Raw genomic sequence first — 7,812 nt, 5'->3', positions numbered from 1 at the left:
AATTCTTCTTCGTGGCTTTGCGCCTTCAGCAGACCTAACAAGTCTTTCATATAACCGCCTCAAAGCTAGTTACTGAGTGCGACCGGTGTACTGCCGGCCGCAGGTCAATCTCGCCCCTGTTGTGGGGCATTGCCGCCGGACCCTGAGGCCCGGCGGCTGCACAGATCAGTCGTGCTCCAGCTCGATATCGATACCGAGCGAACGGATTTCCTTGATCAACACGTTGAAGGACTCGGGCATGCCCGGTTCCATACGGTGATCGCCATCGACAATGTTCTTGTACATCTTGGTCCGACCATTCACGTCGTCCGACTTGACGGTCAGCATCTCCTGCAGAGTATGGGCGGCACCATAGGCTTCCAGAGCCCAGACCTCCATCTCGCCGAAGCGCTGTCCACCAAACTGTGCCTTGCCGCCGAGCGGCTGCTGAGTCACCAGGCTGTAGGAGCCTGTTGACCGCGCGTGCATCTTGTCGTCGATCAGGTGGTTCAGTTTCAGCATGTACATGTAGCCAACGGTGGTTTCCCGCTCGAAAGCTTCGCCGGTCCGGCCATCCCAGAGCTGAATCTGGCCGGAAGACGGCAGACCCGCCAACTCCAGCAACTTCTTGATTTCTGGCTCCTGGGCGCCATCGAATACCGGCGTACTGATGGGCAGACCGCCACGCAGATTGCCGGCCAGCTCAAGCACTTCATCATCTGTAAGTTCGTCGATATCTTCCTTGCGGAAGGCATCACCGACACTGTTGTAGATTTCGTCCAGGTACTTTCGTACCTCTTCGATGGCCCGACGCTCACGCAGCATCTCGTTGATGTGCTTGCCAATACCCTTGGACGCCGCCCCCAGGTGTGTTTCCAGCACCTGTCCGACGTTCATCCGGGAGGGCACACCCAGCGGGTTCAGCACCACATCAACCGGCTCGCCGTGTTCGTCATACGGCATGTCTTCCACCGGCACGATGGTCGAGATAACACCCTTGTTACCGTGACGTCCGGCCATCTTGTCGCCCGGCTGAATCTGGCGCTTCACGGCCAGGTAGACCTTGACGATCTTCAGCACGCCAGGGGCCAGGTCATCACCGGAAGTGATCTTGCGATGCTTCACTTCCAGGCGGTGTTCCTGATCCTTGCGGGTTTCTTCCAACTGCTGCTCGGCCTGCTCGAGGGCCGCAGCCTTCTCGTCATCGGCCAGACGCAGCTCGAACCATTGTGCATAGGGCAGCTCGGCCAGCGTCTCGGCTGTCAGCTTGTCGCCCTTCTTGAAGCCGGCTCCACCGCTGACCGCTGCGCCTTCCAGAATCTGGGCCAGACGCTCGAAAGTCGCCTGTTCCATGATCTTGTACTCGGCTTTCAGGTCCTTGCGGAACTCGTCCAGTTGCTGACGCTCGATGGCCTTGGCCCGCTCGTCCTTCTCGACGCCGTCACGGGTAAAGACCTGAACATCCACCACGGTGCCGCGCATGCCGCCCTTGACGCGCTGAGAGGTGTCCTTCACATCGGACGCCTTCTCACCGAAGATGGCACGCAACAGCTTTTCTTCCGGCGTCAGCTGGGTCTCGCTCTTCGGCGTAACCTTGCCGACCAGAATGTCACCCGGGCCAACCTCGGCACCGACATAGACAATGCCGCTTTCGTCCAGCTTGCTCAGCGCAGACTCACCGACATTCGGAATGTCCGCGGTGATTTCTTCCGGCCCAAGCTTGGTGTCACGGGCAATACAGGTCAGTTCCTGGATGTGCACGGTGGTCAGGCGTTCTTCCTGTACCACACGCTCTGATATGAGGATCGAATCCTCGAAGTTGTAACCGTTCCAGGGCATAAACGCGATGCGCATGTTCTGTCCCAGAGCCAGTTCACCCAGATCAGTGGACGGACCATCAGCCAGAATATCACCCCGTGCCACCACATCGCCCTGATTGACGATCGGACGCTGGTTGATACAGGTATTCTGGTTGGAGCGCGTGTACTTGGTCAGATTGTAGATGTCGACGCCGGCTTCGGAGCCTTCGACTTCATCGTCATTGATCCGGACCACGATACGCTTGGCATCGACAGACTCGATCACGCCGCCCCGGCTGGCCACGGCACAGACACCCGAGTCGCGCGCTACCGCCCGCTCGATACCGGTGCCCACGACGGGCTTATCGGAACGCAGTGTCGGAACCGCCTGACGCTGCATGTTCGAGCCCATCAGGGCACGGTTGGCATCATCGTGCTCGAGGAACGGAATCAGAGCGGCCGCCACCGACACGACCTGGCGTGGCGATACGTCCATCAGATCAACCGATTCGACCGGCGCCAGAGTAAACTCACCATGGTGACGAACCTGCACGAACTCGCCCTGAATGCGATTGCCATTGTCCATCGGCACATTGGCCTGGGCAATGACGTGCTTGCCTTCGTCAATGGCTGACAGGTAGACAATTTCATCAGTAGCCTGACCGTCCTTCACTACCCGATAGGCAGTTTCCAGGAAGCCATAATGGTTGGTGCGTGCATAGGTCGCCAACGAGTTGATCAGACCAATGTTCGGACCTTCCGGCGTCTCGATAGGGCAGACACGACCATAGTGGGTGGTGTGTACGTCACGCACCTCGAAACCGGCACGCTCACGGGTCAGACCACCTGGGCCGAGTGCGGACACCCGGCGCTTGTGCGTGACCTCGGACAGCGGGTTGTTCTGGTCCATGAACTGTGACAGCTGGCTGGAACCGAAGAATTCCTTGATCGCTGCGGCCACCGGCTTGGCATTGATCAGATCCTGCGGCATCAGGCCTTCACTTTCGGCCAGTGACAGGCGCTCACGCACCGCCCGCTCAACACGCACCAGCCCAACACGGAACTGGTTCTCGGCCATCTCACCCACGGAACGCACACGGCGATTACCCAGGTGGTCGATGTCGTCCACTTCGCCTTTGCCGTTGCGGATATCAACCAGTGTCTTGAGCACGGCCACGATATCGTCACGGTCCAGCACGCTCTTGCCGGTGTCCTCTTCGCGCCCGAGGCGACGATTGAACTTCATGCGGCCAACGTTGCTGATGTCGTAGCGGTCTTCCGAGAAAAACAGATTCTCGAACAGGCTCTCCGCTGACTCCTTGGTCGGCGGTTCACCCGGACGCATCATGCGATAGATCTCGACCAGCGCCTCAAGGCGCGTGCTCGACGGGTCAATGCGCAGGGTTTCGGAGATGTAGGGACCGCAATCCAGCTCATTGCTGTACAGGATGTCAATGCGCTGGGCACCGGCCTGCACCATCTTCTCCAGCAGATCAGCCGTGATCTCGCTGTTGCAGGGCGCCATGATCTCACCGGTCTTCTCGTCGACGAAATCCTTCGCCAGCGTTTTACCGATCAGGTACTCATCGGGCACATTGATATGCTCGACACCGGCCTTTTCCAGCTGCCGAAGATGGCGGGCCGTGATACGACGACCGGCTTCCAGGATGACAGTGCCATCCTTGCCCTTGATGTCGAACGAGGCGGTTTCGCCGCGCAGCTGTTCGCTGTTGAACGCCATCTGGAAGTGTTCGCCACCACGACGGAACTCGATGGTGTCAAAGAACATGTCCAGCATGTCCTGATTGCTGTAGCCCAGAGCACGCAACAGGATAGTCGCCGGCAGCTTGCGGCGCCGGTCGATACGGACAAAGACATTGTCCTTGGGGTCAAATTCGAAATCCAGCCAGGACCCCCGATAGGGAATAACCCGGGCAGAAAACAGCAACTTGCCCGAGGAGTGAGTCTTGCCTCGGTCATGATCAAAGAAAACGCCGGGCGAGCGGTGCAGCTGGGAAACAATAACCCGCTCAGTACCGTTGACCACAAAGGTGCCGTTTTCGGTCATCAGGGGGATTTCCCCCATGTAGACTTCCTGCTCCTTGATATCCTTGACGGCCTTGGAGGAGGATTCCTTGTCGTAAATTACCAGGCGCACCTTGACCCGCAACGGAGCCGAGTAGGTGACACCGCGGAGCTGGCATTCCTTGACGTCGAACGCAGGCTCACCGAGACGGTAACTCACGTACTCCAGCGAGGCATTGCCAGAGTAACTGGTAATCGGAAAAATTGATTCGAACGCAGCCTGCAGCCCCACACCGTGGGCATCTTTCGCCTCCGGATCGGATTGCAGAAACTTGCGATAGGAATCCATCTGAATCGCAAGCAGGTAAGGCAGCTCCATAACGGGCGGAATCTTGCCAAAGCTCTTGCGAATACGTTTTTTCTCGGTGTAAGAGTAAGCCATCTAGCGTTCCCCAGCTCACATTAATGGACGGTTCATTGGGACTCTCGTCCGACCTTCCCGCAGGAAGAAAAAGCAGTTATCCCAGAACGGCAAAAAGGCTGGCGTCAATCTGACGCCAGCCATTGCGTTCTGCACACTCCACAAAGAGGGAATGATTACTTCAGCTCGACAGAAGCGCCGGCTTCTTCCAGCTTGGCTTTCAGCTGGTCGGCTTCTTCCTTGGAAGCGCCTTCCTTCACTGTGGCAGGTGCGCCATCAACCATTGCCTTGGCTTCTTTGAGGCCTTGGCCGGTGATTTCGCGAACAGCCTTGATGACGTTTACTTTCTTGTCACCAGCAGCAGTCAGGACCACGTCGAACTCGGTCTGCTCTTCAGCAGCACCAGCGTCACCAGCACCCGCAGCGGGGGCAGCTGCCACAGCAGCTTGAGCAGAAACACCGAACTTCTCTTCCATTGCTTCAACGAGTTCAACCACTTCCATGACGGACATTTCGGCGATTGCGTTGAGAATATCGTCTTTAGACAGAGCCATTGTTACTTTCTCCAGTAAATCGTTTCATGTGGACTGACCATCAGGGTCAGGCCGCTTTTTTCTGTTCCGCTACGGCGTGCACGACACGCGTCACCCGTCCGGGGACATCGTTGAACGTGCGAACCAGCTTGGTGACAGGTGCCAGCGTGACCGCGGCCAGCATACCCAGCGCTTCTTCGCGCGTCGGCAGCTTGGCAAGACGATCAATCTGTTCTGCACCCAGCAGCTCACCACCTACTGCCAGCGCCTTGACGTCAAAGTTATCGTTGTCTTTCGCGAAATCTTTGAACAGGCGGGCAGCGGCGCCGGGGTCTTCCATGGAGAACCCGAGCAGGGTCGGACCACGGAACACATCGACGGCACACTCGTATTCGGTTCCTGCGACGGCGAACTTGGCCAGGTTATTCGGGGTAACCCGCATATAGACCTGGTTGGCACGCGCTTCGGCCCGCAGTCGGGTCATGTCTGCAACAGACACGCCTCGCGAGTCGGCAATAACCAAAGAGAGAGCACTGGAGGCCACTTTACTCACATCGGCGACAACTTTTTTCTTGTCTTCGAGTCTAAGTGCCACGTTATTTCTCCCAATTTCCGGCGTTAACCGGGTTCAGCTTTAGTTACGGCTACAGGGTCCAGCTCAATTCTGAGTGGGCTTCACCGTCTGCGTAGGACATTAAGGTTAGGCCGAAGCCGCCCCCCCTACGGTCTTTGACAGCCCCGCCGGCAGCACCCGTAGTGCTTCCGGCGAAGCCCCAAAGTTCTAAATCACCAGAGTGCTTTGATCCAGCGTCAGACCCGGGCCCATGGTGGTGGACAGGCTGACCTTCTTCACATAGACACCCTTGGCGTTTGCCGGCTTCAACTTCTTCAGCTCGGCAATCAATGCTTCGGCGTTCTCTTTCACGGCATTCGGTTCGAAATTCAGCTTACCGATAGAGGCGTGAATAATGCCGTTCTTGTCTGTACGGAAACGAACCTGACCGGCCTTGGCGTTCTTGACCGCAGTCGCGACATCGGGCGTCACCGTACCCACCTTGGGATTCGGCATCAGACCGCGCGGACCGAGGATCTGACCCAACTGGCCGACCACACGCATGGCATCCGGAGCCGCAATAACGACACCGAAATCCAGATTGCCGGCCTTGACCTGTTCGGCAAGATCTTCCATGCCCACAACGTCTGCGCCGGCTTCTTTCGCGGCATCAGCGGCAGCGCCCTGGGCAAAGACGGCCACTCTGACCTCTTTACCGGTGCCGTGCGGCAACACGGAAGCGCCACGAACATTCTGGTCGGATTTCCGGGCATCGATGCCCAGATTAATCGCCAGATCGATAGATTCTTCAAACTTGACGGTAGACAGCTCCTTGAGCAGTGCCACGGCCTCGTCAATCGGATACTGCTTGTGCGGGTCCACTTTTTCTGCAACCACTTTGGCGCGCTTGGATAACCTGGCCATCAGTTAACCCCCTCTACATTCAGACCCATACTGCGAGCAGTACCGGCAATGGTGCGTACGGCAGCATCAAGATCGGCTGCGGTCAGATCCGGATCCTTGGTCTTGGCGATTTCTTCCAGCTGATCACGAGTTACCTTGCCCACCTTTTCGGTGTTGGGCCGGGCTGAACCGCTTTTGATGCCCGCTGCTTTCTTGAGCAGAATGGCGGCTGGCGGAGTCTTGGTGACAAAGGTAAAACTCCGGTCGTTGTAGACGGTGATCACGACAGGGATCGGCAGCCCAGGCTCGACATTCTGGGTCTCGGCATTGAATGCCTTGCAGAACTCCATAATGTTCACGCCATGCTGGCCCAGCGCGGGACCAACGGGCGGCGACGGATTCGCCTTGCCTGCAGCAACCTGCAGCTTGATATAGGCTTGTACTTTCTTGGCCATAATGTCCTCTTTGTGGGTGCTAGCGCCTTTGGTCAACCGTTACCGGCCCCGCGGGCTCCCCGATAGTTGTCGACCACTTCTGCGGTCGCGTTCTACAGACGGCAAAACCGGCTCGCGGCCGGTTTCACCATTCAGTGGGTCAGTCTATGCTTTTTCGACCTGGGTAAACTCCAGTTCGACCGGCGTAGAACGACCGAAAATAGTAACCGACACGTGCAGCCGGCTCTTTTCGTAATTCACTTTTTCCACAGTCCCGTTGAAATCGGCAAACGGACCGTCGGTCACTCGAATTGCTTCACCCGGCTCAAATACTGTCTTCTGGGCCGGCTTCTCTGTACCTTCCTTGACCCGACGCAGTATCGAATCAGCTTCAGCCTGAGACAACGGCGCTGGCGCATCGGAAGAGCCACCGATGAAACCCATGACACGCGGCGTGCTTTTGACCAGGTGCCAGGTTTCGTCGTTCATTTCCATCTCGACCATGACATAGCCGGGGTAGAATTTGCGCTCGCTCTTGCGCTTCTTTCCGTCTTTTACCTCGACCACACTCTCGGTAGGCACCAGGATCTCACCGAACTGATCCTGCACACCGTGCAGCTCGACGCGCTCTTTCAGCGTGGCCGCAACCCGCTTCTCATAGCCAGAATAGGCATGTACGACATACCAGCGCATGGATGCTTCCTTAATTAACCGACGACCAGGCCGATCAGAAAACTGATCAGCATATCGAAAAAGAACATGATCAGTGCCACCAGCAGTACAACTGCCAACACCAGCAGGGTGGTCTGGGTGGTTTCTGTTCGCGTTGGCCAAATGACCTTGCGCAACTCAGTCCACGCTTCTTTACGATACTGGTTGAATTTGCGCCCACGCTCTGTAGTCAGCGCAACGCCCAATGCGATCAGCGCCAAGGCCACCACACCCAGAGCACGATATAGCAGACCCACTTCAGGGTTCTGACCGTTGCCCACGATAGCCGCGACCAGCAAGGCGCTGACTACCAGCCACTTGAAGACATCCAAGGTGCCGCCTTTTTTAGCAGCCTGACTAGCCATATAAATTCCCTGAAATCTGAAACTGACGCCGAATAATGGCAGGCCAGGAGGGACTCGAACCCCCAACCCTCGGTTTTGGAGACCGATGC

At 57.3% G+C, this 7,812-nt stretch carries 7 protein-coding genes; all 7 read right to left on the bottom strand.

Annotated elements, in window-relative coordinates; all coding sequences use genetic code 11:
• Positions 1 to 165 precede the first annotated feature (165 nt).
• Positions 166 to 4,245 (bottom strand): DNA-directed RNA polymerase subunit beta, encoded by a 4,080-nt coding sequence (rpoB, locus tag LAT62_RS15145; RefSeq protein ID WP_293385850.1) that lies wholly within the window; start codon positions 4,243 to 4,245, stop codon positions 166 to 168.
• Positions 4,246 to 4,400: 155 nt separating this feature from the next.
• Positions 4,401 to 4,778 (bottom strand): 50S ribosomal protein L7/L12, encoded by a 378-nt coding sequence (rplL, locus tag LAT62_RS15140; protein ID WP_293385848.1) that lies wholly within the window; start codon positions 4,776 to 4,778, stop codon positions 4,401 to 4,403.
• Between the two features lie 46 nt (positions 4,779 to 4,824).
• The gene (gene rplJ, locus LAT62_RS15135; RefSeq protein WP_293385846.1) at positions 4,825 to 5,352 is read right to left on the bottom strand and encodes a 50S ribosomal protein L10; all 528 of its coding nucleotides are present in this window, start codon (positions 5,350 to 5,352) and stop codon (positions 4,825 to 4,827) included.
• Positions 5,353 to 5,538: 186 nt separating this feature from the next.
• Positions 5,539 to 6,234, bottom strand: a complete 696-nt coding sequence (gene rplA, locus LAT62_RS15130; RefSeq protein ID WP_293385844.1) for a 50S ribosomal protein L1 — start codon at positions 6,232 to 6,234, stop codon at positions 5,539 to 5,541.
• Positions 6,234 to 6,668 (bottom strand): 50S ribosomal protein L11, encoded by a 435-nt coding sequence (gene rplK / locus LAT62_RS15125; RefSeq protein ID WP_293385842.1) that lies wholly within the window; start codon positions 6,666 to 6,668, stop codon positions 6,234 to 6,236. Before rplK ends, rplA begins: the two co-directional genes overlap by 1 nt.
• A gap of 144 nt (positions 6,669 to 6,812) precedes the next feature.
• Positions 6,813 to 7,340 (bottom strand): transcription termination/antitermination protein NusG, encoded by a 528-nt coding sequence (nusG, locus tag LAT62_RS15120; RefSeq protein WP_293385840.1) that lies wholly within the window; start codon positions 7,338 to 7,340, stop codon positions 6,813 to 6,815.
• Between the two features lie 14 nt (positions 7,341 to 7,354).
• On the bottom strand, positions 7,355 to 7,723 hold the full coding sequence (secE, locus tag LAT62_RS15115) for a preprotein translocase subunit SecE (protein WP_293385838.1): 369 nt from the start codon (positions 7,721 to 7,723) through the stop codon (positions 7,355 to 7,357).
• Positions 7,724 to 7,812 lie beyond the last annotated feature (89 nt).

This window comes from Natronospirillum sp. (assembly GCF_022565775.1).
Classification (GTDB): Bacteria; Pseudomonadota; Gammaproteobacteria; order Pseudomonadales; family Natronospirillaceae; genus Natronospirillum.
This window is presented reverse-complemented; position numbering and strand designations above follow the sequence as displayed.

Coding starts and splice junctions, on each gene's coding strand:
- secE (WP_293385838.1), bottom strand. CDS start 7,723: ATGGCTAGTCAGGCTGCTAAAAAAGGCGGCACCTTGGATGTCTTCAAG.
- rplL (WP_293385848.1), bottom strand. CDS start 4,778: ATGGCTCTGTCTAAAGACGATATTCTCAACGCAATCGCCGAAATGTCC.
- rplK (WP_293385842.1), bottom strand. CDS start 6,668: ATGGCCAAGAAAGTACAAGCCTATATCAAGCTGCAGGTTGCTGCAGGC.
- rplA (WP_293385844.1), bottom strand. CDS start 6,234: ATGGCCAGGTTATCCAAGCGCGCCAAAGTGGTTGCAGAAAAAGTGGAC.
- nusG (WP_293385840.1), bottom strand. CDS start 7,340: ATGCGCTGGTATGTCGTACATGCCTATTCTGGCTATGAGAAGCGGGTT.
- rpoB (WP_293385850.1), bottom strand. CDS start 4,245: ATGGCTTACTCTTACACCGAGAAAAAACGTATTCGCAAGAGCTTTGGC.